21 protein-coding genes and 1 pseudogene are annotated in these 24,590 nt (G+C 75.1%); 6 read left to right on the plus strand and 16 right to left on the minus strand.

The window, feature by feature from the left end:
• Nucleotides 1–21 precede the first annotated feature (21 nt).
• Nucleotides 22–375, plus strand: coding sequence for a hydrogenase maturation nickel metallochaperone HypA (hypA, locus tag IE286_RS18915; protein WP_189797948.1), 354 nt, complete (start codon nt 22–24; stop codon nt 373–375).
• Nucleotides 376–439: 64 nt separating this feature from the next.
• Here hypA and hypE read toward each other — a convergent pair whose 3' ends face one another.
• The 8 genes from hypE to IE286_RS18955 form a co-directional block, all read right to left on the minus strand.
• A complete protein-coding gene (gene hypE, locus IE286_RS18920; RefSeq protein ID WP_308115061.1) occupies nt 440–1,522 on the minus strand; it encodes a hydrogenase expression/formation protein HypE in 1,083 nt (360 codons plus the stop codon).
• Nucleotides 1,515–2,693 (minus strand): hydrogenase formation protein HypD, encoded by a 1,179-nt coding sequence (gene hypD / locus IE286_RS18925; protein ID WP_189797949.1) that lies wholly within the window; start codon nt 2,691–2,693, stop codon nt 1,515–1,517. The genes hypE and hypD overlap by 8 nt, the downstream gene beginning before the upstream one ends.
• A complete protein-coding gene (locus tag IE286_RS18930; RefSeq protein WP_189797950.1) occupies nt 2,690–2,980 on the minus strand; it encodes a HypC/HybG/HupF family hydrogenase formation chaperone in 291 nt (96 codons plus the stop codon). The genes hypD and IE286_RS18930 overlap by 4 nt, the downstream gene beginning before the upstream one ends.
• Before the next feature lie 3 nt (nt 2,981–2,983).
• The gene (hypF, locus tag IE286_RS18935) at nt 2,984–5,380 is read right to left on the minus strand and encodes a carbamoyltransferase HypF (RefSeq protein ID WP_189797951.1); all 2,397 of its coding nucleotides are present in this window, start codon (nt 5,378–5,380) and stop codon (nt 2,984–2,986) included.
• The gene (hypB, locus tag IE286_RS18940; RefSeq protein ID WP_189797952.1) at nt 5,377–6,162 is read right to left on the minus strand and encodes a hydrogenase nickel incorporation protein HypB; all 786 of its coding nucleotides are present in this window, start codon (nt 6,160–6,162) and stop codon (nt 5,377–5,379) included. The genes hypF and hypB overlap by 4 nt, the downstream gene beginning before the upstream one ends.
• Before the next feature lie 8 nt (nt 6,163–6,170).
• On the minus strand, nt 6,171–6,830 hold the full coding sequence (locus IE286_RS18945; RefSeq protein WP_189797953.1) for a hydrogenase maturation protease: 660 nt from the start codon (nt 6,828–6,830) through the stop codon (nt 6,171–6,173).
• Nucleotides 6,827–8,536: a hydrogenase maturation protein gene (locus IE286_RS18950; RefSeq protein WP_189797954.1), complete on the minus strand. Its 1,710-nt coding sequence runs from the start codon at nt 8,534–8,536 to the stop codon at nt 6,827–6,829. The genes IE286_RS18945 and IE286_RS18950 overlap by 4 nt, the downstream gene beginning before the upstream one ends.
• Nucleotides 8,537–8,603: 67 nt before the next feature.
• Entirely contained in the window at nt 8,604–8,972 is a 369-nt protein-coding gene (locus tag IE286_RS18955; RefSeq protein WP_189797955.1) for a low affinity iron permease family protein, read from the minus strand.
• Between the two features lie 77 nt (nt 8,973–9,049).
• On the opposite strand from IE286_RS18955, the gene IE286_RS18960 reads away from it, so the two are divergent.
• Nucleotides 9,050–9,439 (plus strand): transglycosylase family protein, encoded by a 390-nt coding sequence (locus tag IE286_RS18960; RefSeq protein WP_189797956.1) that lies wholly within the window; start codon nt 9,050–9,052, stop codon nt 9,437–9,439.
• Nucleotides 9,440–9,467: 28 nt separating this feature from the next.
• Here the strand turns inward: IE286_RS18960 and IE286_RS18965 are convergent, their stop codons facing one another.
• The 3 genes and pseudogenes from IE286_RS18965 to IE286_RS18975 all read right to left on the minus strand — a co-directional run bounded on the left by IE286_RS18965 (nt 9,468) and on the right by IE286_RS18975 (nt 13,689).
• On the minus strand, nt 9,468–10,349 hold the full coding sequence (locus tag IE286_RS18965; protein ID WP_189797957.1) for a diacylglycerol kinase family protein: 882 nt from the start codon (nt 10,347–10,349) through the stop codon (nt 9,468–9,470).
• 296 nt (nt 10,350–10,645) lie between these two features.
• Nucleotides 10,646–11,170, minus strand: a complete 525-nt coding sequence (locus IE286_RS18970) for a hypothetical protein (RefSeq protein ID WP_189797958.1) — start codon at nt 11,168–11,170, stop codon at nt 10,646–10,648.
• Between the two features lie 241 nt (nt 11,171–11,411).
• A pseudogene (locus IE286_RS18975) lies at nt 11,412–13,689 on the minus strand (catalase).
• A 366-nt stretch (nt 13,690–14,055) separates the two neighbouring features.
• Between IE286_RS18975 and IE286_RS18980 the strand changes: the two are divergent.
• From IE286_RS18980 to IE286_RS18990, 3 genes are all read left to right on the plus strand, one after another.
• Nucleotides 14,056–14,520: a low molecular weight protein-tyrosine-phosphatase gene (locus IE286_RS18980; RefSeq protein WP_229863133.1), complete on the plus strand. Its 465-nt coding sequence runs from the start codon at nt 14,056–14,058 to the stop codon at nt 14,518–14,520.
• Between the two features lie 77 nt (nt 14,521–14,597).
• Nucleotides 14,598–15,404, plus strand: coding sequence for a fructosamine kinase family protein (locus tag IE286_RS18985; protein ID WP_372462537.1), 807 nt, complete (start codon nt 14,598–14,600; stop codon nt 15,402–15,404).
• A 100-nt stretch (nt 15,405–15,504) separates the two neighbouring features.
• Entirely contained in the window at nt 15,505–18,306 is a 2,802-nt protein-coding gene (locus IE286_RS18990) for a SpoIIE family protein phosphatase (protein WP_189797961.1), read from the plus strand.
• A 117-nt stretch (nt 18,307–18,423) separates the two neighbouring features.
• Here IE286_RS18990 and IE286_RS18995 read toward each other — a convergent pair whose 3' ends face one another.
• Nucleotides 18,424–18,660 (minus strand): hypothetical protein, encoded by a 237-nt coding sequence (locus IE286_RS18995; protein ID WP_189797962.1) that lies wholly within the window; start codon nt 18,658–18,660, stop codon nt 18,424–18,426.
• Between the two features lie 78 nt (nt 18,661–18,738).
• A complete protein-coding gene (locus IE286_RS19000) occupies nt 18,739–20,580 on the minus strand; it encodes a glycoside hydrolase family 15 protein (protein ID WP_189797963.1) in 1,842 nt (613 codons plus the stop codon).
• Between the two features lie 255 nt (nt 20,581–20,835).
• On the opposite strand from IE286_RS19000, the gene IE286_RS19005 reads away from it, so the two are divergent.
• A complete protein-coding gene (locus IE286_RS19005) occupies nt 20,836–21,039 on the plus strand; it encodes a hypothetical protein (protein WP_189797964.1) in 204 nt (67 codons plus the stop codon).
• Between the two features lie 260 nt (nt 21,040–21,299).
• On the opposite strand, the gene IE286_RS19010 is transcribed toward IE286_RS19005, so the two are convergent.
• The 3 genes from IE286_RS19010 to IE286_RS19020 all read right to left on the minus strand — a co-directional run bounded on the left by IE286_RS19010 (nt 21,300) and on the right by IE286_RS19020 (nt 24,459).
• Nucleotides 21,300–21,788, minus strand: coding sequence for a DUF5709 domain-containing protein (locus IE286_RS19010; protein ID WP_189797965.1), 489 nt, complete (start codon nt 21,786–21,788; stop codon nt 21,300–21,302).
• Between the two features lie 155 nt (nt 21,789–21,943).
• Nucleotides 21,944–22,891, minus strand: coding sequence for a lysylphosphatidylglycerol synthase domain-containing protein (locus IE286_RS19015; RefSeq protein WP_189797966.1), 948 nt, complete (start codon nt 22,889–22,891; stop codon nt 21,944–21,946).
• Entirely contained in the window at nt 22,888–24,459 is a 1,572-nt protein-coding gene (locus tag IE286_RS19020) for a hypothetical protein (protein ID WP_229863134.1), read from the minus strand. Before IE286_RS19020 ends, IE286_RS19015 begins: the two co-directional genes overlap by 4 nt.
• Nucleotides 24,460–24,590 lie beyond the last annotated feature (131 nt).

Here is a 24,590-nt window from a genome sequence, read left to right on the forward strand (position 1 = left end):
CGAGGAGAGGACGGACCGCGCGTGCACGAGTTGTCGGTCGCGACCGCGATCGTGGAGCGGGCCGGGGAACTCGCCCGGGCCCAGGGCACGGACACCGTCGGGGAGGTGCGGGTCCGGGTGGGCGAGCTGTCCGGGGTCGTGCCCGACGCGCTGGACTTCGCCTTCGAGGTGGCCCGGCAGGGCACCGCCCTGGACGGAGCCCGGCTCGTGGTGGAGCACGTGACCGCGCAGGCGTACTGCGGGCCGTGCGGTGAGATGTTCCCGGTGGGCATGCCGCCGTTCTTCTGGTGCCCGCGCTGCGACCGGCCCTCCCAGGAACTGCGCCGCGGGCGGGAGCTGGAGATCGTCGCGGTCGAGCCGGGGCCGCCGGACTGAGCCGGGGGGCGCGGACGACGGCGGCCCCGCGCACGGCGTGTGCTGCGCGGGGCCGCCGGTCGGGTCAGCAGATGCGCGGCAGCTGCTCCCCGAGCGGCAGGTCCACCACCCGGGTGCCTCCCAGGCCGGTGGCCACGACCACCATGCCGGGGTGCTCGGCGACGCACTCGCCGACGATCGCGGCGCCGGTGCCCTGCGGGTGGGCCTGCATCGCCGCGAGCACGGCGTCGGCGTGGGCGGGCGGGACGAAGGCGACGAGCCGACCCTCGTTGGCCACGTACAGCGGGTCGAGGCCCAGGAATCCGCAGGCGTTCGCGACGGCCTCCGGGACGGGCAGCGACCGCTCGTACAGTTTCACTCCGGTGCCGGAGGCGCGGGCGATCTCGTTCAGGGACGCGGCGAGCCCGCCTCGGGTCGGGTCGCGCAGCACATGGATGTCCCGGGTGACGTCCAGCATGGCGGCCACCAGGTCGGCCAGCGGTGCGGTGTCGCTGGTGACCTCGGCGCCGAACTCCAATCCCTCGCGCACGCTCAGCACGGCGATGCCGTGCAGTCCGATGGGGCCGCTGACGATGACCGCGTCGCCGGGCCGGGCCCGCTGCGGGCGGATGTCGACGCCCTCGGGGACGAGGCCGATGCCGGCGGTGGTGACGTACACGCCGTCGCCGTGTCCGGACTCCACGACCTTGGTGTCGCCGGTGACCACGGTGACCCCGGCGGCCTCGGCAGCGGCGCCCATGGCCTGGGCGACGCGGTCCACCACGGCCAGTTCGGTGCCCTCCTCCAGGACGAAGGCGGCCGACAGACAGGCGGGCCGCGCGCCGCTCATGGCGAGGTCGTTGACCGTGCCGTTGACCGCGAGGTCGCCGAGGCTGCCGCCGGGGAAGAACAGCGGCCGGACGACGTGGGAGTCGGTGGAGAAGGCCAGCCGGACACCGCCGAGGTGGAGCACCGCGGAGTCGCCCATGCCGGCCAGGACGGGGTTGCCGTAGGCCGCGGCGAACACGTCGTGGACCAGCTCGGCGGACAGGGCGCCGCCTCCGCCGTGGCCCATCACCACGACCGGCTGGTCGCGGATGGGGGCGGGGCAGGTCCAGTTCGCCGGGTCGACGGGGGTGCCGGTCTGCGGGGATGCGAGATCAGCCAACGGGGTTCATCTCCTCCTGCGCGGTGCGCGAGCCCTGCGGGACGGGGGTGTCCGCGGGTGCCGGGGCACCCTGCGGGCGCTGTCCGTTCATCCGGCGGTACAGGTAGTAGGCCGCGCAGGCTCCCTCGCTGGAGACCATGGTGGCGCCGAGCGGGGTGCGCGGGGTGCAGGTGGTGCCGAACGCGGCGCACTCGGTGGGTCTGATCAGGCCTTGGAGCACCTCGCCGGCCCGGCAGACGGCGGGTTCCTCGGTGCGGATGCCGCCGACGTCGAAGCGGTGCGCGGCGTCGAAGGACCGGTAGTCCTCGGTGAGCTGCCAGCCGCTGGCGGGGATGGGGCCGATGCCGCGCCAGGTGCGGTCGGCGACCTCGAAGACCTCCTCGATCATGCGCCGGGCGGCGGGGTTGCCCTGCTCGCGCACGGCCCGGGCGTAGGCGTTCTCCACCCGGTGCTCGCCGCGTTCGAGCTGGTGCACTGCGCGGCGGATGCCCTCCAGGACGTCCAGCGGTTCGAAACCGGTGACGACGATGGGCACCCGGTGCCGGTCGGCCAGCTCCGGGTACTCGGCGGTGCCCATCACGCTGCACACGTGTCCGGCGGCGAGGAAGCCCTGCACCCGGCAGCCGGGGGCGGTCATGATGGCCTCGATCGCCGGAGGCACCCGCACATGGGACACCAGCAGGCTGAAGTTGTCCAGGCCCAGGCGGCGGGCCTGGTGCACGGCCATGGCGTTGGCGGGGGCGGTGGTCTCGAAGCCGATGGCGAAGAACACCACCTGCCGCTCGGGGTGTTCGCGGGCGAGGCCGAGGGCGTCGAGCGGCGAGTACACCACGCGGACGTCGCCGCCCTCGCTCTTGACCCGGAACAGGTCGCGGCCGGTGCCGGGCACCCGCAGCATGTCACCGAAGGAGCAGAAGATCACCTCGGGGCGGGAGGCGATCTCCAGGGCCTTGTCGATGACCTCCAGCGGCGTCACGCACACCGGGCAGCCCGGGCCGTGGATCAACTCCACTTCGTCGGGCAGCAGTTGGTCGATGCCGTGGCGGATGATGGAGTGGGTCTGGCCGCCGCACACCTCCATCAGAGCCCAGGGCCGGGTGACGGTGGCGCGGATCTCGTCGAGCAGCCGGCGGGCCAGCTTCGGGTCGTTGAACTCGTCGATGTACTTCACCGGGCCTCACTTCCGCTCTCCTGCAGGGCCGCCTGCTGCCAGGCGTCACCGAACTCCTCCTCCAGCAGGCCGAGTTGCTCGAACAGTTCCAGGGACGCCCGCGCCGAGGCCTCGTCCAGCCGCTGCAGCGCGAACCCGACGTGGACGATGACGTACTCGCCCACCTGCACGTCGGGCAGGTATTCCAGGCACGCCTGTTTGCGCACCCCGCCGAAGTCGATCAGGCCGGTGAGCGGGTCGGCACGGTGGTCGATGGACACGACCTTGCCGGGCACTGCCAAGCACATGGGTCACTCCGTTGCGTCGCTGTCGGGAACCGTCCGCGGGCCGCGGGGCCGGTCGGGGGCAAACCGGTGGGCCGCCACCATGAGCTGTCCCAGCGCCAGTCCGCCGTCGTTCGGCGGCACCTCGCCGTGGCACAGGACGGTGAAGCCGTCCCGGGTCAGCAGCGCGGTGCACTCCTGTTCCAGCAGGCCGTTGGCGAAGACCCCGCCGGTGAGGGCGACCGTGGTCAGGCCGGTCGCGGCGCGGGCGCGCCGGCAGATCTCCGCCACGGCCCGGGCCACGCCCCGGTGGAAGCGGGCGGCGAGGACGGGCGCGGGGACGCCGCGCCGCACGTCGGCCGACAGGGCGCGCAGCAGGGGTGCGGGATCGCAGTCCAGCAGGCCCGCCCGGTCGGTGAGAGCGAAGGGGTAGGCCGCCGTGTCCGCCTCCCACGCCTGCCCGGCCGCCGCCTGCAGTTCCAGCGCGGCCTGTGCCTCGTACCCCGCCCGGTGGCACACCCCGGCGAGGGAGGCCACGGCGTCGAAGAGCCGACCCATGCTGGAGGTGGGCACACAGGCCACGTCGCGCTCCAACTGGCGTCGCAGCAGGGACAGTTCGCCTTCCGTGCAGGCGGCGACGCTGGGCAGGTCCGCCGCCCAGGGCAGGTGCGCGGCCCACAGCCGGGCCAGCGCCAGACGGCAGGGGTTGGCCACGCCGGCGTCGCCGCCGGGCAGCGGGGCCGGTGCGAGGCGGGCGAAGCGCCGGTGGCCTGTGTAGTCGGCGAGCAGCACCTCGCCGCCCCAGACGGTGCCGTCGTCGCCGTATCCGGTGCCGTCGAAGGCGACGCCGATGACCGGTGCGGTGCCGTCCCGGCCGTGTTCGGCCATCGCGGAGGCGATGTGCGCGTGGTGGTGCTGGACCAGGACGGGGGTTCGCGCGGGCAGGTCGGCCGAGCGGCGGCGCGCCCACCGGGCCGAGTGGTAGCCGGGGTGCCGGTCGGCGGCGACGGTCTCGGGGGCCACGCGGGTGAGGTCGAGCAGGTGCCGTTCGGCCCGCCGGGCGGCGTCCAGGCCGCCCAGGTCGGCCAGGTCGCCGATGTGCGGGCCGAACCAGGCCTGGTCGCCGTCGCCGGCGCACAGCGCGTGCTTCAGGTCGCCGCCGACCGCGAGGGCCGGGCGCACCGGCACGGGCAGGGTCAGCGGGCGGGGCACGAAGCCGCGGGAGCGGCGCAGAACCTGGGTGGTGCCGTCGGGGCGGACCCGGAGCACCGAGTCGTCGCAGGGGCAGGCGATGGGCCGGTCGTGGGCGAGGAAGGCGTCGGCGATGCCGGACAGCCGGGTCAGGGCCTCCTCGTCGTCGGTGACGATGGGTTCGCCGGAGCGGTTGCCGCTGGTCATCACGAGCAGCCGGGGGCCGGGCGGGTCGCCGGGCAGCCCGAACAGCAGGGTGTGCACGGGGGTGTAGGGCAGCATGACGCCCACGTGCGGGCTGCCGGGGCACACCGCGTCGGCGGGGCGGGGGCCGGTGCCCGGGGTGCGCGGGCTGAGCAGGACGACGGGCCGCACGGGCGAGGTGAGGGCGGCGCGTTCGTGCGCGGTGAGGTGGGCGATCGACTCGACGGTGGCGAGGTCGGGGCACATCACGGCGAAGGCCTTGCCTCCGCGTTCCTTGCGGGCGCGCAGTGTGGTGACGGCGCGGGCGTCGGTGGCGTCGCAGGCCAGGTGGTAGCCGCCCAGGCCCTTGACGGCGACGATCCGTCCGGCGGCCAGCAGGGCCCGGGCCGCCGCGAGGGCGTCCGCGTCCCGGGCCGGGCGGACGTCGCTGCCGGGGGCGGGGACCAGGCGCAGCCGGGGCCCGCAGTCGGGGCAGGCGACGGGCTGGGCGTGGAAGCGGCGGTCGGCGGGGTCGGTGTACTCGCGGGCGCAGGCCGGGCAGAGGGGGAAGCCGGCCATGGTGGTGGCCGCGCGGTCGTAGGGCAGGGCGGTGGCGATGGTGAAGCGGGGGCCGCAGTGGGTGCAGGTGATGAAGGGGTGCCGGTGGCGGCGGTCGCCCGGATCGGCCAGCTCGCGCAGGCAGTCGGCGCAGGTCGCGGTGTCCGGCGGCAGCTGGGTGCGGCCGGCGGAGGAGGTGCTGGGCCGGATGGTGAACGGCTCCGGGGCGCCGGTGGCGGGCAGGTCCTCGGTGCCGATCGCGGTGACCGTGGCCAGCGGCGGCGGCTGCCGGGCCAGCAGCTCGCAGAACCGGTCGACGTCCTCCGCCGGTCCCTCGACCTCGATGAGCACGCCGCCGGCGGTGTTGCCGACGAAGCCGGCCAGGGCGAGGTCGGCGGCGAGCCGGTGCACGTACGGGCGGAAGCCGACACCCTGCACCGTGCCGCGCACGGTGAGCCGGCGGCGCACACGTCCGGTGGCGGGGGCGGTCACGAGGCGGAGGCCGGCTGCGGACGGGTGTGCGGGGCGTGGGCGGGTGTGCCGGCCGGGGCGTCGGCGGCCGGCGGCTCGGCGTCGTGGCTGTGGGGGTGCGGGGCGAGGGGCGGGCGGTGGGCCGGGCCCGTGGCGCGTGCGGCGAGGACGCGGTCCAGGAGGGTGTCCACGCCGTCGCCGGTGCGGGCGCAGGTGCGGACGGTCTCCACGCCCGGGTTGACCCGCCGCACGTTGGCCAGGAACGTGTCCTCGTCGAAGCCGGCCGCCGCGGCGAGGTCGGTCTTGGTGGCGACGACGAGGTGGGCCGAGCCGAAGGCGGTGGGGTACTTCAGCGGTTTGTCCTCGCCCTCGGTGACCGCCATGAGCACGATGCGCAGGGTTTCGCCGAGGTCGTAGGAGGCGGGACAGACCAGGTTGCCGACGTTCTCGACGAACAGCACGGCGGTGTCCCCGGGCAGCCAGCCGGTGAGGTGGCTGCGCAGCTGGCGTGCCTCCAGGTGGCACAGCCCGTCGGTGAGCACCTGGCGCACGGGTGCGCCGGAGCGGGCCAGCCGGCTCGCGTCGTTCTCGGTGGCCAGGTCGGCGGTGAGCGCGGCCACCGGCACGCCCCGTTCGACCGCGCGGGCCAGGACGCGGCCGAGGAGTTCGGTCTTGCCGCTGCCCGGGCTGGACAGCAGGTTGACCACGGCCACGCCGCGCCCGTCGAGTTCGGCGCGCAGGGCGCGGGCGAGGTCGTCGTTGTGGGCGAGCACCGCCTGCTTGACGTCGGCGGACCGGCACATGGCTCTCCTCAGGGCGGGTTCGGCACGCTGGAGCGCGGCGGGCGGGCACGGCCCGCCGGGGGGCGCGCCGCGGGCGGGGTGTCGCCTCGATCCTGCGCCGTGCCCGCGACCGGGGGCGGCAGCGCAGCCGTGCCGGGCGGCCCGGATTCGTCCGGGCGGCCCAACGACGGGGTGGCCGCGGGATCGGCGAGCAGGACCGGGACCATGGCGTGCAGCGCCTGGACGGCGTGGTCGACGGCCCGGCGGACCGGGGCGCTCAGTCCGGGCGCGATGTCCTCCTCGCCGCGCGGCAGGGTGTGGGGTTCGCAGGCGAGGACGAGGACCCGTGGCAGCGGTTCGTCGCCGAGGTGTGCGGCCAGGGCGAGCACCCGGGCCGGGTCCATGCCGTGGGCCTCGGGCGGCACCGCGTGGGTGCCGTCGGGAGGTTCGGCCTCGATCAGGGACAGGGTGCCGGGGCGGTGGCCGCGCGGTGCGGCGTCGACGAGGACGGCGGTGTCGTAGCCGTCCAGCAGGGTGTAGGCGAGGTCGAGGCCGCGGATGCCGAAGTCCTCCGCGCGCACCTCGGGCGGCAGCGGGCGCGCGGCGAGGGCACGCAGCACCTCGGGACCGAAGGCGTCGTCGCCGAGGAAGATGTTGCCGACGCCCGCGACCAGCAGCCGGGCGGTCACCGGATTCTCCCGGCGAGCGGGTCGGGGGCCGTAGTCAGGGGGCGGGCCGGGCCGGAGGGCTGTTTGCGGACGAAGGCGGAGCGCAGCGTGTGATAGGGGGCGGTGGGGTCGAAGAAGATGGCGTGCATGCGGGCGAGTTCGGCGCGGCGGTAGTCGTCCAGGGGGCGTCGTGCCTCGTCGCGTGCGCGGGCGGCGGCCTTGGCCGCGATGCGCCGGCCGAGGCCGGAGCTGCCGGCGAGGTCGGCCGCCCGGCGCAGGGTGGCGGCGGTGAACGACTCGGCGGGGACCGGCAGCAGCCGGTCCACCAGGCCGAGGGTGCGGGCGGTGGCGGCGCTGACCGGCAGGGCCTCGGTGGTGAGCCGTTCGGCGGTGGCGGCGCCGACCCGGCGGGGCAGGCTGTAGGTCCACAGCTCGGAGCCGTACAGGCCCATGCGGCGGTAGTGCGGGTTGAGCATGGTGCCGGTGCGGCACCACACCTCGTCCGCGGCGAGCGCGAGCATCACCCCGCCGGCGGCCGCGTTGCCGCCGAGCGCGGCCACCACCAGCCGGTCGGTGGTGCGCAGCACGGCCTCGACGAGGTCGTTCATGGCGTTGAGGTTGGCCCAGGACTCGGCGGCGGGGTCGTCGCTCGCCTCGATGACGTTGAGGTGGATGCCGTTGGAGAAGAAGTCCCGGGCGCCGCCGAGGACCAGGACGGTGGTGGGACGGGTCAGGGCGTGCCGGTAGGCGGCGAGCAGCCGGCGGCAGTGGGTGGTGCTCATCGCCCCGCCGGGGAAGGAGAAGCGGAGCAGGCCCACGTCGCCCTGCTCCTGGTAGCGGATGTCGGTCCAGGTGCGCCGGCCGGCGGGCAGGTCGAGCGGGACGGGATCCTCCGGCAGCCCGCAGTCACCGAGCACGTGGGTGGCGGGGCGGCGGAACGGGGCGGGGTCGCCCGAGTTCTTGCGGGGCCGCAGTTCCTGGATCCACACGGCGCCGTCGCGCGTGGCCCTGCACACCGCTCCGGCGCGGGTGGCGAGCAGCTCGCCGGGGCGTCCGCGCAGCCGGTCCTCCTCGTGTCCGCCGTGCAGGAACACCTCCCGGCCGAGCAGCCGGTCCAGCACCCCGGGCTGGGAGTCGGCCGCCCGCAGGGCGCGCAGCACGGTCACGGTGTCGTCGTGGTCCCAGTCGATGCGCCGGTCGGTCTGGCGCATGGCCTCGCGCCAGATCACCCGGATCTCCGGGTCGCTCTGCGGCCGGGGTTTGAAGTCGCCCGCCGCGTACCGCTCGACGGCCAGCAGGACGGCGGTGACGGCGGCGTCGGAGACCTCGTTGCGGTACAGGTCGCTCTTGCCGACGGGGGCCGTCCCGAAAGGCACCGCCGCCCAGATGTCGCCGGCGTCCATGGCCTCCTCGGCCTGCAGGACGGTCACCCCCCAGTGGGTCTCCCCGGCGGCGACGGCCCGGTCGAGGGAGGACGGGCCGCGGTCGCCGGGCGGTCCCGGGTGCACGATCAGGCAGGTGTTCTCCCGCCACAGATCCTTGGGCAGTGCGGTCTTCAGCATCGGCGCGACGATCAGTTCCGGCCGCAGCTCGGCGACGGCGGCGCGGACGGCGTCGGTGCCGTGCGAGGCGAGGACGACGTCCACCCGGTGCCCTCGGTCGGAGAGTTCGGCGTACACACGCTGGGTCAGGCTGTTGAACGCGCTCGCGACGAGCAGGATGTCCATGGTGCGGCATGCTGTCCCGCTTCCCCAGGGAGGCGAAGGACGCCCGGCCGGGGGTCGCCCGCCGGTGTCAGGTCTCCTCCTCCATCCGGATCGAACGGCGCAGGTCCTCGAAGGCGGGGCTGTGGTCGTCCTTGTTCATCTCGGCCAGCGCCCGGGCGAGGGCGTCGAGTTTGCGCTGGATGGCGTGTTCGGCGCGCATCTCGGAGTTCTTCAGCAGCGCGAGCAGCAGCAGGGTCACGGCGGTCATGGACCCTCCTGCCGCCAGCCCCAGCTCCACCCCCAGGTGTGCCACGTGGGCGGCGACGAAGAAGCCGACGACGAGCAGGCACAGCAGGAAGAACACCGGGGAGCTGGTGAAGTTCGAGGCGTACTCGGCGAGCTGCTCGAACCGGCCGCGCCGGGGGCCGCCGCGCTGTGCGGGATCCTTGAACGTCATGAGCGAGCCTTACCCGGCGTGCGGCGCACGGCGCGTCACGCCGTCACTTTGCGTTCATATGATGTAACAGTCTGCTCATGATTCAGCAGCAGAGCATCGACAGCGCCTCCGTCGAACGTGACGGGGCATCGGACCACCACCTGCGCCGTCGTGGCCTGCGGGGAGCCCTGCTGGCCGCGGCGGCCACCGCCGCGCTGGCCGGCGGGCCCACGGCCGCGGCCGCGCTGCCGTCCGCCGCCCATGAACCCGACTGGGACGCCATCGCCGCCTGCGAGTCCAGCGGCAACTGGCACGCGAACACCGGCAACGGCTACTACGGCGGGCTGCAGTTCCGTCAGTCCAGCTGGGTCCTGGCCGGCGGCCTGAAGTACGCGGCGCGCGCGGACCTGGCCAACCGCCGGCAGCAGATCGCCATCGCCCGCAACCTGGCCCGCATCCAGGGCATGTCCGCCTGGGCCTGCGCCTGAGGGTCCATCACCCGTCACCGTATCCGCGTCAGCAGAGCATCCGCAGCGCACCCGGCAGCACCCGGGCCGTGACCGGCAGGACGGCGTCGACCTCGCCGTCGGCGCCCCAGGGCACGGCCCGGTCGGCTTCGATCCGGACCGTGCGGCCGCGCAGCACCCGCACCTCGGGCCGAGCCAGGTGCCGGCCGGTCTTCAGCTCGTTCATCAGCGCGAAGAACAGCCGGCGCGGCGCGGCGGCGATCAGCACCACGTCGAGCACCCCGTCGTCGACGCGGGCGCCGGGGGCGATCATCCGGCCGGACCCGTAGTAGGCGGAGTTGGCGGCCACGACGGTGTATCCGCGATGACGGTGCACGGTGCCGTCGACGGTGATCCGGTAGCCGGCGTGCCGCCAGCCGGCCACGGCCCGCAGCCCGCCCGCGTAGTACGAGGCCGCGCCGCGCAGCAGCCGGGCACGGTTGGCGTACCGGTTGGCGAGCGCGTCGACGCCCGCGTAGACACTGCCCAGGACCACGGTCCGGGGCCCTCCGTCGCGCCGCACCTCTATGGTGTCCACCGCTTTCGGCTCGTGCCCCAGCAGGATGCGGGCCAGCGCCGGCGGGTCGTGGGGCAGCCCCAGGGCGCGGGCGAAGTCGTTGCCGCGTCCGGCGGGGATGAGCCCGAGGACGGTGCCGGTGCCGCTGAGCGCCCCGCCGATCCCGCCGGCGATGCCGTCACCGCCCACGGCCAGGACGATGCGGCCGCGGTCGCCGGCCCGGCGGGCGAGGTCCTGGGCGTGGGTGAGGCTGCGGCTGTGCACGGTCTCCAGCCCGGCGCCCGCCTGCCGCAGCAGCCGGCCCACCCCCAGCAGCGCACCGGCCCCCGTGGCCGCGCCCGCCGTGGGATTGACGATGGCGGTGAACTGTCGCAACGGCAGATCTCCCGGGCGGCGCGGACGTGGGCGGGCAGCGGTGCGCCGGGCGGGCGGAGGCTCGATGCACGAACTCCCGTGCCCCATGCCGTCCGCGGGGCGCGGTCCGGTCGCACGGCCGTTGCACTGTCGCAGATGACGGCGGTCCGTCACAAGATCTCGGGAGGCCGGTTGGTGCGGCGTTCGCTGCGGTGACCGCTCCGGAGCTGCCGCCGGGCCGCAGCACCCGGATGCCGCGGACGGCACCAACGGTGTGCCCGTGCCCCGGCCGGGGTGCCGGTCAGCCCGGCCTGCGCTCAGGCTGCCAGGGAGGTGCCCGGGGTGAGGTGGTCGAGGAGCTGGGTGCGGTGCAGGGAGGCGACGGGGGCCGTCAGGTCGGGGTGACGCAGCAGGGCGGCGGCACGGGCGTCGCGGTCGTCCGGGGCGAGCAGACGCCGGAACTCGACGAACGCGGCGACCGGGTGGCCGCTGTCGGTGAGCGTGGCCACCGCGCGCTCGGCCAGGCCGGGTTCGGTGAGCAGGCAGACCGCCCAGCTGGCGACGACCTCGTCCACCCAGGTGCGCCAGGCGTACGCCTGAGAGTCCTGCTCGATGCCGTCGGCGCCGGTGATCCAGTCGAGCCGGGCGGATCCGCCGGCGCCCGCCATCCCGACGAGGGCGGCGTCCATGGGCGTCGGGTAGCGCAGCCAGGCCGCGGCCGTCACCGCCTGGCGGGCCTGGACCTCGCACAGGGCGGACGCGAGCGCCCCGCCGGTGGCGGGGTACGCGCTGGTCAGCCATCGGGTGGTCGCGGCGATCAGGGGGGAGAGGTCTTCGAGCACTGCCGGGCCGTTCGGACTGTCCCCGCGTTCCGCGGTCCGCGGCGGTGCGGACACCCGGGTGCGGGGGCGACGGATTCACAAGGACGTCCGCCACGGTAGTCCGCACCCCGCGCCCGGCAGTGTGGCCCAGACCTCTTCCGAAAGGTGGCATCTGCCACATTCATCCGCCGGTCGTCGTTCATCCGCCAGTCGTCGCGGCCGGGCGGCCGGTGAGAGGCCAGGGCCCTGGGCAGGGTGCCGGTCAGACCCCGGCGGGGAAGCGTGCCCAGACACGGTGGGCCGCCAGCAGTCCGACGACCTGCTCCAGGGTGGCGGTGCCGCTGTCGCCGACGATCACTCCCGGCGCGTCGACGGGGACGCCGGCCGCCTCCAGTGCGGCCTCGGCGCCCTTCCAGCCGCCGATGGCCTTGCCGTGCCGGAAGGCCTCCGACAGCAGCAGGCTCACCCTGGGGTCCTGGGTCGCCTGCCCGACGGACGGCAGAGGCGACTTCGCGTCCCGGGCGCCGTAGGCGTCGGCGCCCACTCCCGGTGCGCCGGCGAGCAGGACGGCGTCGAACTCCACCGACCGCGCGGTGGCGTAGGTGCGCTGCACGGTCAGCGCGTCGGCGCCGTCGCCGAGGGTGCCGCCGGCGGGCGAGACGACGAGGGGCACCATGCCGCCCGCGAGCACCGCCTCCCGGACCGCCCGCACCCCGTCCAGGTCGCCGTCCGGCCCGGTGACGATGCCGATGACCCGCCCGTCGGTGGGCCAGGTGCGGCCGACCTGGGACAGTGCCGGACTGGGCTGGACGTCGGCCGGCGGCACGGTGGGCTCGGGCACCGGCAGACCGAGGCCCTCGGCGACCCGCGCGCACAGATCGGCGTCGATGTTGGCGAGCACCTGCAGGGCGCGTTCCTTGACGGCCCGCTCGTAGCACTTGCCGAGCTCGAAGGTGTAGGCGCCGATGATGTGCTCGCGTTCCACCGGGCTCATGCTCAGCCAGAACCGGCGGGGCTGGCTGAAGTGGTCCTGGAAGGACTCCGGCGCCGCGCGCACCTTGGTGGCCTCCGGGACCCGTACCGGTGTCTCGACGAAGGCGCCGTTCGCCCCGTCCGCGGTGAACGGGCAGCCGCCGTCGAGCGAGTTTGGGCGGTAGGGCGCCACCCCGCGGTGCACGGCGGTCTGGTGGAAGCTGTCCCGCAGCATGTCGTTGACCGGCGCGTGCGGGCGGTTGATGGGGATCTGCGGGAAGTTGGGGCCGCCCAGGCGGGTGATCTGGGTGTCCAGGTAGGAGAACAGGCGCCCGGCGAGCAGCGGGTCGTCGGTGATGTCGATGCCGGGGACGAGATGGCCGACGTGGAAGGCGACCTGCTCGGTCTCGGCGAAGAAGTCCGACGGATTGCGGTTGAGGACGAGGCGCCCGATGGGCTGCACGGGGGCCAGTTCCTCGGGGACGATGTTCGTCGGGTCCAGCAGGTCGATGCCCTCGAAGGTCTGCTCGGGGGTGTCGGGGAAGGTCTGGATGCCCAGCTCCCACTCGGGGGCAGGCGCCGGCCTCGATGGCGTCGGCCAGGTCCCGGCGGTGGAAGTCGGGGTCGACGCCGCTGAGGATCTGTGCCTCCTCCCACACCAGGGAGTGCACGCCGAGCTTCGGCTTCCAGTGGAACTTCACCAGGGTGGTGGCGCCCTCGGCGTCGACCAGCCGGAAGGTGTGCACGCCGAAGCCCTCCATGGTCCGGAAGGAGCGCGGGATGCCCCGGTCGGACATGTTCCACAGGGTGTGGTGGGTGGCCTCGGTGTGCAGGGTGACGAAGTCCCAGAACGTGTCGTGGGCGCTCTGCGCCTGCGGTATCTCCCGGTCGGGATGGGGTTTGCCCGCGTGGATGACGTCGGGGAACTTGATGGCGTCCTGGATGAAGAAGACCGGGATGTTGTTGCCGACCAGGTCGAAGACGCCCTCGCTGGTGTAGAACTTCGTCGCGAATCCCCGGGTGTCGCGCACGGTGTCGGCCGAGCCGCGCGATCCCAGCACCGTGGAGAACCGCACGAAGACCGGCGTCTCGACGTCCTTGGCGAGGAAGGCCGCCTTGGTGATCGAGGCCGCCGTGCCGTAGCTCGTGAAGACGCCGTGCGCCGCCGCGCCGCGGGCGTGGACCACGCGCTCGGGGATGCGCTCGTGGTCGAAGTGCATGACCTTCTCGCGCAGGTGGTGGTCCTGCAGCAGGACGGGTCCGCGGGGGCCTGCCTTGAGGGAGTGGTCGGTGTCGTACAGCCGTGCGCCTTGCGCGGTGGTGAGGTACTCCCCGCCCTGGGCCACCGCCGCCCGGTCCGTTCCCGTCTTCTGCCCGGTGGGCGAGACGGTGGCCGGGCCGGACTGGTCCGGCTTCGGCGGCAACGGCTCCCTTGGCCGCGTCGGCTCGGAGACGGACGGTGAACGGGACCCCGGCTTGCCCGGGATGCCGTCGGCGGGTCCGCTGCCGCCGTGCGGCGCGCCGTCGGCCCGGTGGGCTGCCTGCTCGATGCGGTTGGCGTCGCTCATCGCTGCTGTTCCTCCGCTGGTGGCCGCGTGCGGTGTGCCGCGCCACGGCCTCGTGCTGTCCGGTTGCCGGTCGTATGCCGTCGGCCGCCCGCCGTCCGGTCCGCGGCGGGGCGTGCTCCGTGGGGCTCGTGTGCGGGCCGGTCCTGGGCGGCTCCCGGCGCCGAGTGCCCCGCGATGCCGGTCCCGATGCGGGCGGGAACCGGGGGCGTCGTCGCTCCCGTACGGGGTCTGCGGGGCGCATGGCCGTCCTGTGCGCCGGCGCGGACCGCGTCCGGCTCGCCGCCGGGGAGCCGGCTCTCAGCCGGGAGGCCGCCGGCCGCCCGGGGGCCGGCGTCCGGGCGGTGGCGCGCCCTCTACCCTGGGGCCGTGCACATCTGTTTCGTCTGCAGCGGGAACATCTGCCGGTCGCCGTCAGCGGCCCTGGTCTTCGGCGAGCATCTGCGCCGGGCGGGGCTGGCGGAGTCGGTGCGGGTCACCAGCGCCGGGATCGGCCCCTGGCATGTCGGGGAGTCCATCGACGAGCGGGCCGCCGAGGTGCTGGCCCGGCACGGCTACCCCGTGGAGCACGTCGCCGCGCAGGTGGGCGACGGCCATCTGGACGCCGACCTGCTCCTGGCCATGGACCGCGGCCACGAGAAGGCCCTGCGCCGCCTCGTCGACGACCCGTCCCGGGTGCGGATGCTGCGCTCCTTCGACCCGGAGGCCACCGGCGACCTGGACGTGCCCGACCCGTACTACGGCGGCCCCGAGGGGTTCGAGGAGGTGCTGGGCTTGATCGAGGCCGCGGTGCCCGGCCTGCTCGCCTGGGTCCGCGAGCAGCTGCCGTCGTGACCGCGGGCCGGTCCGGCGACGCGCCCGCCGCCCCGTCCGGCCCGCAGGCCGCGGCGTCCCGTGTCACCGTGCGTGCCGTGACCGCGTCGCGCCCGCTGACCGCGACGCTCACCGAGGTGTCGCTGGACGACGGCCACGTGGTCATGGTCAAGCGCGGCGACCAGCCGGACGCCCTGCGCGCGGAGGCCGCGGGCCTGCGCTGGCTGGCCGCCGCCGGCACGGTGCGCATCCCCCGGGTCCACGGGCACGACGGGCGCTGGCTGGTGACCGACCGCGTCCCGGACGGCCGGCCGAGCGAGCGGGCCGCGCTGCGGTTCGGCCGTGACCTCGCCGCGCTGCACCTGTCCGGGGCGCCCGCCTTCGGTTCGCCGCCTCCGGGCGGATGCGAGGACGCGTACATCGGGCTCGCCCCGATGCGCAACGCCACCGGCGACGACTGGCCCCGCTGGTACGCGGAGCACCGGGTGCTGCCCTATCTGCGCCGCGCGGTCGACGACGGTGTGCTGCGCCCGGCCGAGGCGGCCGTGATCGAGGACGTCCTGGAGCGGCTGCCCGAGCTGGCCGGGCCCGCCGAACCGCCCGCGCGGCTGCACGGCGACCTGTGGAACGGCAACGTCCTGTGGGGTGCGGACGGGCACGTCCATCTGATCGATCCGGCCGCGCACGGCGGTCACCGGGAGACCGACCTGGCCATGCTCCACCTCTTCGGCTGCCCGCATCTTCAGCGGGTGCTGGACGGCTACCAGGAGGTCGCGCCGCCGGCCGACGGCTGGCGGGAGCGGATCGGGCTGCACCAGCTGTTCCCGCTGCTGGTGCACGCGGTGCTGTTCGGACGCGGGTACGCCGAGCAGGCGCTCGCGGCGGCCCGCACCGCCCTTCGCTGACCGCCGGCCGCCCGGGGCGGCCCGCCCGGACCCGCGGCCGTGCCGCCGGGCGGATGCGGCCGCCCTCGCCGTACGGGCCCGGGCGGGGTAGACATGGCTCATGGTGCGACTTCCGGGGCGTTCCGGCACACGGCCGGAACGCCGTCCGGGCGGCCGGCGCCCGTGGCAGGCGTCCGGCGCCGCCGTGCGGGCCCGTGCGTGCGCCGAGCGGCGCCGGGCCGCCGACGACGCGGCCTCCGGCGGGCGGTCCGGCAGGCTGCGTCCGGCCCTGCGCCGGCGCACCGTGGCCGGCCAGGTGTTCGTCCTGCAGGTCCCGATCGTGCTGCTGCTCGTCCTGGCGGCCGCGGTGGCGCTGGTGCTGCAGGTGGAGCACGACGGCACGCAGGAGGCGCGTCGTCGGTCGCTCGCCGTGGCGGCCGCCTTCGCCCACTCCCCCGGCGTCGCCGCCGCGTTCACCGCGCCGGACCCGACGGCCGAGCTCCAGCCCCGGACGGAGGCCATCCGCACACAGGCACGCGTCGACTTCGTCACGGTGCTGAGCACCAGTGGGGTCCGCTACACCCATCCGGTGCCGGAGCAGATCGGCCGGCAGTTCGTCGGCCACTTCGAGCCCGCGGTGCACGGCCGCACCGTGGTGGAGGAGGTCCACGGGGCCCTCGGGCCCCTGGTGCAGGCGGTGGTGCCGATCCGGGCGGCGGACGGCACCGTGGTGGGGGTGGTGGCGGCCGGAGTCACCACCGCACGGGTGGGCGGCCTGGCCGAGCGGCAGCTGCCCGTCGTCCTGGCGGCGGCCGGCGCCGGACTGGCGCTGGCCACGGCGGGCACCGCGCTGGTCGGCAGACGGCTGCTGCGCCAGACCCACGGGCTGGGGCCGGGCGAGATGACCCGCATGTACGAGCACCACGACGCGGTGCTGCACTCGGTGCGGGAGGGTGTGATCATCGTCGGCGCGGACGGCGGACTGGTCCTCGCCAACGACGAGGCGCACCGTCTGCTCGGCCTGCCCGAGGACGCCGAGGGGCGCCGGGTGTCCGATCTCGGTCTGGACCCGGAGATCGCCGGTCTGCTGGTCTCGGGACGCATCGCGACGGACGAGGTCCACCTGGTCGGCGACCGGCTGCTGGCGGTCAGCCAGCGGCCCACCGATGCGGGCGGCGGCCCGTCGGGCAGCGTGGCCACCCTGCGCGACTCCACGGAACTGCGCGCGCTGTCCGGCCGCGCGGAACAGGCCCGTGAGCGGCTGAGCCTGCTCTACGACGCCGGGGTGGCCGTGGGCACCAGCCTGGACGTGCGGCGCACCGCGCAGGAGCTGGTCCGGGTGGCGGTGCCGCGTTTCGCGGACTTCGCCACGGTGGATCTGTACGACGCGGTGCTGCGCGGCGACGATCCCGACCAGGGGTCCGTGCTGCGGCGCACGGCGTCCGCCGGCGTCCGCGACGACGCCCCGCTGTACCCGGTGGGCCAGGAGATCCGCATCGCGCCCCTCTCCCCGCAGGCGGACAGTCTGCGCACCCGCCGGCCCGTCCTGGAGCCCCGTCTGGAGGCAGCCCCGGGCTGGCCGGCCCTGGATCCGGAGAGGGCCGACCGGGTCGTGGCATACGGCATCCATTCGCTGATCACGGTGCCGGTGCGGGCGGGGCCGGCGGTGCTGGGCCTGGTGAGTTTCTGGCGCGCCGAGCACCCCGAGCCGTTCGACGCCGAGGAGCTGGCGCTGGCCGAGGAGCTGGTCGCGCGGGCCGCGGTGGCGGTCGACAACGCCCGCCGGTACACCCGTGAGCACGGCATGGCCGTGACCCTGCAGCGCAGTCTGCTGCCGCGGACCCTGCCCGTGCAGAACGCCCTGGAGATCGCCTACCGCTATCTGCCCGCGCAGGCGGTGGGCGGTGACTGGTTCGACGTGCTGCCGCTGCCGGGCGCGCGGGTGGCGCTGGTCGTCGGGGACGTCGTCGGGCACGGGCTGCACGCGGCGGCCACCATGGGCCGGCTGCGGACCGCGGTGCACAACTTCTCCTCGCTGGATCTTCCGCCCGAGGAACTGCTGGGGCTGCTGGACGAGCTGGTCGCGCGCATCGACCAGGACGAGCAGTCCGGCGGGCCGAGGGCGCCCGCCGTGGTGGGGGCGACGTGTCTGTACGCCGTCTACGAACCGGTCAGCCGCCGGTGTGCGCTGGCCCGCGCCGGTCATCCGCCGCCCGCGGTGGTCTCGCCGGACGGCGAGGTGACCTTCGCCGACGTGCCCGCCGGTCCGCCGCTGGGGCTGGGCGGCATGCCGTACGAGACGGCCGAGCTGGAACTGGCCGAGGGCAGCCGGCTGGTGCTGTACACCGACGGTCTGGTGGAGAACCGGCGGCAGGACATCGACACGGGCCTGGCCGAGCTGCGCACCCTGCTGGCCGCGGCGGGTCCGTCGCCGGAGGAGACGTGCCGGGCGGTCCTCGACGCCCGGCAGCCGCTGCGGGCACCCGACGACATCGCACTGCTGGTGGCCCGGACCCGGGCGCTGGGTCCCGGCCGGGTGGCCGAGCTGGACGTCGCGCCGGAGCCGTCGGCGGTCGGCGAGGTACGGGCCCGGGTGACCCGGCACCTGGTCGCGTGGGGTCTCGAGGAGCTGGCGTTCACCACGGAGCTGATCCTCAGCGAGCTGGTGACCAACGCGATCCGGTACGGCAGCCCGCCGATCCGGGTGCGGGTGCTGCGGGACCGGGCGCTGATCTGCGAGGTGTCCGACAGCAGCGCCACCTCGCCGCATCTGCGGTACGCCGCCTCCACCGACGAGGGCGGCCGGGGCCTGTTCCTCGTGGCGCAGACGGCCGAGCGCTGGGGCACCCGCTACACACGCTCCGGCAAGGTCATCTGGGCGGAGCAGCCGTTGCCCCTGGCCGCGGAGCTGCCCGTGCCGTGACACGTGACACCTGGTGCGGGCGGCCGGCACGTGACATGTGTGCGGGCGGCGGGGCAGGTGGAGGCCCGGGGCCTGTCGTGGGTCCCGGGCCGCCAAGTGCGGGTGTCAGGTGTACGTTCAGGCGGCGCCCAGCCGAGTGCTCAGCAGGGCCTTGCCGAGTTCGGCACCCTTGCGGCTGTCGGCCTGGGCCTTGAGGAACAGCTCCGTCAGTTCGTTGTCGCCGTCCCGTTCCGCGTCCTGGATGTACTGCTCGAGCCGGAGCGCGTTGCTCAGGCAGGACTCCACGTACCAGATGAGGTTGTAGTCCTTGTCCCGTGTGCCGGTGACGTGACCGGTCTCGGCACTGATCGTCATGCGGGCCTCCTGCTCGGTCGGATCGTGGACTCGCGTCGTCGCGGGCCGGGTACCCCCGGCCCGCGGGCACACACCGTCTCAGCCCAGGGCGCGGTCGAGGTTGTAGGCGGCGCTGATCAAGGACAGGTGGGTGAAGGCCTGCGGGAAGTTGCCCTGCTGTTCGCCGGTGCGGCCGATCTCCTCGGCGTACAGGCCGAGATGGTTGGCGTAGGTGAGCATCTTCTCGAAGGCGAGCCGCGCCTCGTCGAGACGGCCGGCCCGGGTGAGGGCCTCCACGTACCAGAACGAGCAGATGGAGAACGTCCCCTCGTCGCCGTGCAGCCCGTCGGGGCTGGTGCGCGGGTCGTAGCGGTAGACGAGGGAGTCGGAGACCAGGTCCTCGGTGAGCGCGTCGAGCGTGGACAGCCACTTGGGGTCGGTGGGGGCGATGAACTTCGCCAGCGGCATCATCAGCACGGCGGCGTCCACCACCTCGCCGCCCTCGTACTGCACGAACGCCTGCCGCCGCTCGGACCAGCCGCGTTCCATGATGCGGCGGTAGATCGCGTCCCGGGTCTGCCGCCAGTGCGGCAGATCGGCGGGCAGTCCCCGGTGGGTGGCGAGCCGGATGGCGCGTTCGATGGCGACCCAGCACATCAGCCGCGAGTACAGGAAGTTCTTCCGGCCGCCGCGGGTCTCCCACACCCCTTCGTCGGGCTGGTCCCAGTGCTCGCACACCCAGTGCACCAGCCGGCACACGTCGTCCCACTCGCCGCTGGAGATCGGGTGCGCCCACTTGTCGTAGAGGTAGATGGAGTCGATGAGCGCGCCGTAGATGTCCAGCTGGAGCTGGTCGGCGGCGGCGTTGCCGACGCGGACGGGGGCCGAGCCGTGGTGGCCGGTCAGGTGGGTCAGTTCCCGCTCGGGCAGATCGGTGCGGCCGTCGATGCCGTACATGATCTGCAAGGGGCCGTTGGCCTTGCCGTCGCCCGGGCTGATGTGGGAAGTGACGAAGCGCATGAACGCCTCGGCCTCGCCGCTGAAGCCGAGCCGCAGCAGCGCGTAGACGGCGAACGCGGCGTCCCGCACCCACACGTAGCGGTAGTCCCAGTTGCGCTCGCCGCCGATGCGTTCCGGCAGGCTGGTGGTGGGGGCGGCGACGATGGCGCCGGTGGGTGCGTAGGTGAGCAGCTTCAGGGTCAGCGCGGAACGGTGCACCATCTCCCGCCACCGCCCCCGGTAACGGGACTGTGCGAGCCACCGCCGCCAGTAGGCCACGGTGGCGTTGAACTGTGCCTCGGCCTCCAGGTGGGGGCACCGGCGCGGCGCCACGTCGCCGCCGATCTGGTCCAGGGCGAAGACGGCCGAGTCACCCTCGGACAGTTTGAAGTCCGCGCGCACGTCCGGCTCCTCGATCTCCAGGGGGACGGTGGCCGTGAGGGCGAGGGACAGTGAGGGCGACTCGAACAGGACCGCGCAGCCGTCGCTGCGGACGGTGTGCGCATCGGCGGCGTAGTGGAACCGGGGGGCGATCCGTGCCCGGAAGGACAGGGTGCCGCGCACGCACAGCACACGGCGGATGAGCCGGTGCCGGTCGGCCTCCCCCGGGATGCCCGTGGCGCCGGCCACCGGCATGAAGTCCTGGACCTCCCCGGCGCCTTCCTCGGTGTAGAACCGGGTGATCAGCACATTGGTGTCGGGGAAGTAGAACTGCTTGGTGCGGAGTGCTTCGGCAGCGGCGAGTTCGAAACAGCCTCCGTGGTCGGCGTCCAGGATGGACGCGAAGACGCTCGGGGCGTCGAAGGCCGGGGGGCAGTACCAGTCGATCGTGCCGTCGCTGCCGACCAGGGCGACGGTGCGCAGGTCGCCGATGAGTCCGTGTTCGGCGATCGGCACATGCCGGCCGCCGTGGAAGGGCGGCAGGCCCGGGGATCCGGCCATCATGGCCTCCCTGTGCGTCGGGTTCCTCCAGCTTAGGACGCCGGGCACCCGGGCGGCCGTGGCCGCGGGCGGGCGGTGCGGCGACGGGACGCGCAAGCCGCGGCGACGGGGGCGTGCGCGGCCGGTGCGGGCGCCGGCCGTTCCGGATGCAGTCGGCGGCGCGGCGGGCAATGGTGGGAGAAGGTTCCGGTCCCGCGACACGGTCGGCGCAGTCCGGAACCGGGCGGGGACCCGGCCCCGGAGCGAGGAGGACACATGTCGACATCACGACCCGAAGCATCCGGCAGGTCCGGGGGGTGCACCCCGGACGAGGTGCTCCACGCCCGCACCGGCAACGACGTCTCGCCCGAGGACGTCGTGCTGGCCGCGGGCCGGGACGTCACGCCGCAGAACCTGGAGTGGGCCAAGCGCAAGATCGAGAAAGAGGGTCCGGCTGCCCTGGACAAGCTGCTGCCGTAGAACCGGCCCGCACACCTGCGGGCGCAAAGCGCCTAGGGGGCGGGCCCGGGTCGTCGAACCGGTACCCGCCCCTCCTGCTCGTCGCCTCGCCTTTTCCCTTCCCGCCGCGCCTGTCCGCGCCTGTCTCCTCCTGCCGCCTTGGCATCGTCCGGGTCGTCCCGCGCCGCACGGCTCGCGCGGTCCGCCGCGCCTCACCGCCCGCCCGGTCCGCCGCGCCTCACGGCGCCCCGTCCCTCACGGCTCTCCCGGGCCGTCGCGCGTCACGGCCCGCCCGGTTCCTCCGGGAGCGTGCCGTCGTCCTCCACGATGTGCATGGCGGCCTCCTCCGCCCCGGCCGCCCCCGCGTCGATACCGGCGTCGGACGCCACCTCCTCGGCGGTGGTGTCGGCGTGCGCGCCCTCGTCCGGTGCGACCAGCCGGCCGGCCCGCGGACCGCCGGCCTGGGGGTCGACCGGCTCGCCCTCGCCGCCGGGCAGGTCGCCGACGGAGTCGCCCTCCTGTTCCGTCACCTCGGGCTGTTCCCGGGCCAGGCGGCGGTCCAGGGTCTCGCCCGTGTGCTGTTCGGCGGCGGTGGTGCCGTGCTCGTCGACGCCGAGCGGCTTCTCCGGCGGGGAGTACCCCTCGTCGAGGATGTCGTCCAAGGTCCGTTCGTCCACCGCGTCCTGCAGGTCCAGCGGCGCTGCGTCATCCTGCTCCTCGTTGCTCCCGGTGGGCTGGTAGGCGTCGTCCGCCATCGGATCGGTGCTCACGGGTGCCTCCCTCGCGGCGGCGTACGTACGGTGTCGTGATCCGCGTTTCCCGCAAGGCCCGCCCCAATCCCCCCACCGGGATCCGGCTTCCCCGGCGGCCGCCGCGTGCGGCCCGGCCCGCCGGCCGGGCGTGGATCCGTCAGGTGCCGGCCGCCTCACACGGCTCTGCGGCGGATCAGGAAGCCGAGGACGACGAGGCCGGGCAGGAGCGGGGCCCACACGGTCAGCAGGCGGTAGCCCAGGACGGCCGAGGCGGCGGCGGAGCCGGGGGCGCCCGCGGTGGTGAGGGCGAAGGCGAGCGCGGCGTCCAGGGAGCCGAGGCCGCCGGGGGTGGGCAGCAGGGCGGCGGCACTGCTCGCGGCGAGGTAGAGGAGCGCCACCCGCAGCGGGGACACCGGCAGCCCGACGGCCTGCCCGACCGCGACCACCACCAGCGCGTGAGCCGTGGCGAAGGCCAGCGAGCCGCCCCACAGGGCGGCCGCGCGGCACGGCCGGGTGTGCACGGCCCGGATGTCGGCGAGCACCGAGCCCAGCGCGCGCCCGCACCGCGCCCGCAGCGGTCCGCGCAGCAGCACCGCCACGAGCAGGACGAGGGCCGGAAGTGCGGCCAGGGCCGGGGGGGACACGGGCGGGAGGCGGAGCAGGCCGGGGCAGGCGACGGCGAGCACGGCGATCAGGGCGGTGCGGGTGAGGGCGCCCGCGGCGGCCTTGACCGCCAGTGCGCTCGCCGAGCGGGCCGCGGACAGCCCGCACCGCATCAGGAAGCGGAGGTTGACCGCGCCCGCGCCGAGGCCCGCGGGCAGGACATGGTTGGCGGCGGAGGCGGCGAACTGGGCCGCGATCAGCCGGCCACGGGGCAGCCGCTCGGCCACCGCGCCCTGCTGGGCGAGCGCCGCGCACATCCAGGTGGCGACGGCGGCCGCGGACCCGGCCAGCAGCCACCTCTGGTCGGCGCCGGCGAGCTGGCCGGCGCCGTCCTGCAGCACCGGCCAGTGCCGCCGGCCGAGCCAGGCGGCGCACAGCAGCACCACGCACAGGGCCGCGGTCTGCCACCGGTTCCGGCGGCGCAGGACGGTGGCGGCGGCCGCCAGCGGCGAGGTCATGTGTCACGTCCCCCTCGCGCCGGGACGGCTCCGGCGACGCCGGTGACCGGGGTGCCCGGACTCTCCGCGGAGGCGGACGCGGCGCCCGGTGCGGCCGACGGGGCGACGTACAGACGCAGATCGCCGAACCGGTGGACGGCCCAGGCGCGGGCGTACGCCGGCGGCGAGCCGTGGCCGGCGACGAGGGCCGCGGCCGGCATGCGCCGGGCGGCCTCCGCGATGCCCGCCGCGGTGGCGTTGGCGTTGGGGCCGGTGGTCGCGGCGGAACGGCAGCCGGTGTAGAACGCGATCGGCAGGGCGTTGTCACCGGTGAGCAGGCAGGGCGGGCGTACCCCGAGCCGGTGCAGCTCCGCCGCGGTGCGGTCCCATTCCCGGTGGGCGGCGGTGGTGCGCGAGACGGTGTGCGCGAGGACCGCGTACTGCACCGCGAGGTGGGCGGCGACGGCGAGGACGACCAGGCTCAGCACTGCGGGGCGCCACCGTCCGCGGGGCGAGCGCACGAGATGCGGCAGCGCGTCGGCGACCGGGAGGACCAGCAGCGCGTAGGCGGGCAGCAGGAAGCGTGGCGCGGCGTAGCCGATGAGGAACAGGTAGGGGAAGGCGGCGGTGGCGGCGCAGGCCGCCGCGAGCGCGCTGGGCGTGGCGCGCCGCTCGCGCCGGGCGACGGTGAGACCCAGCAGGGCGAGCAGCGGCAGCACGAACCACCAGACGGTGACCACGGGGTGGGGCGGGGCGCCGGTGCAGGGCCGGCACAGGGTCCGGCCGCCGAGGCTGCGCAGCTGGTCCGGCACGGCGAAGTGCCAGCCCAGGCCGCCCTGGACGGCCGAGCCGTCGGACAGCCGTCGCAGCAGCCCGCCGTAGCTGACATAGGCCTCGATCACCCACTCCGCACTGCCGGCGGCCAGGCCGGCGAGGAGGGTGACGAGGAGCGGGTGCCGGCGGCGCGGCAGGGCGAGCACGAGCAGCGGCAGCACCACCCACACCGCGTCCATGGGCCGCATCAGGGCCATGAAGGCGGCCGAGCCGGCCAGGCCGTACCGTGCGGTCCGGTCGTGCCGGTCCGCACGGGCGCGCAGGAAACAGCCGGCGCAGGCCAGGGCGCCGACGGCGACCCAGTAGTTGGGCATGGCCTGAGGGCCGTAGAACAGCGTCACCCACAAGGTGGCGAACAGTGCGCCGGCGAGGGCGAGGACGCGGACGGGGAAGAAGGCCCGCCACACGCGCAGCGCCGCCCACAGGGCGAGGCCGGAGAGCACCGCGAGGTAGACGCGCAGCAGGGCGGTCGAGGAGGACCAGGAGGCGACGGGGGCCACCAGCAGCGAGATGCCGCGGGCGCGGGGGGCGCTGAAGTAGGCGGCGGGTGCGTGGGCGGAGACCTGGCTGACGTAGACGGTTTCGTCCCAGCCGAGGCCCATCCCGGGGCGGACGAGCAGCAGTTGGGCGAGGGTGAAGGCGGCGGCCACCGCCGCGAGGGGGGTGTCGCCGCGTCGCCGGAGCATGCGGCCGGCTCCCGGCACGGGTCCGGGCCGCCGGCTCCCGGCGAGTACGGCGTGCGCACCGTCGGCCATCTCCACCCCTCCCCTACGCACTGTAGGGTATCCGGCTGCTCGGTCCCCGGACCGGACACAGGAGCCGGGCACGGCACCAGCGGGTCGCCGGGAGGGCATCCGGGCAGGGCCTGCCGGTGCTCGCCCCGGGA

This window comes from Streptomyces thermodiastaticus (assembly GCF_014656135.1).
In the GTDB taxonomy this organism is placed as follows: domain Bacteria; phylum Actinomycetota; class Actinomycetes; order Streptomycetales; family Streptomycetaceae; genus Streptomyces; species Streptomyces thermodiastaticus.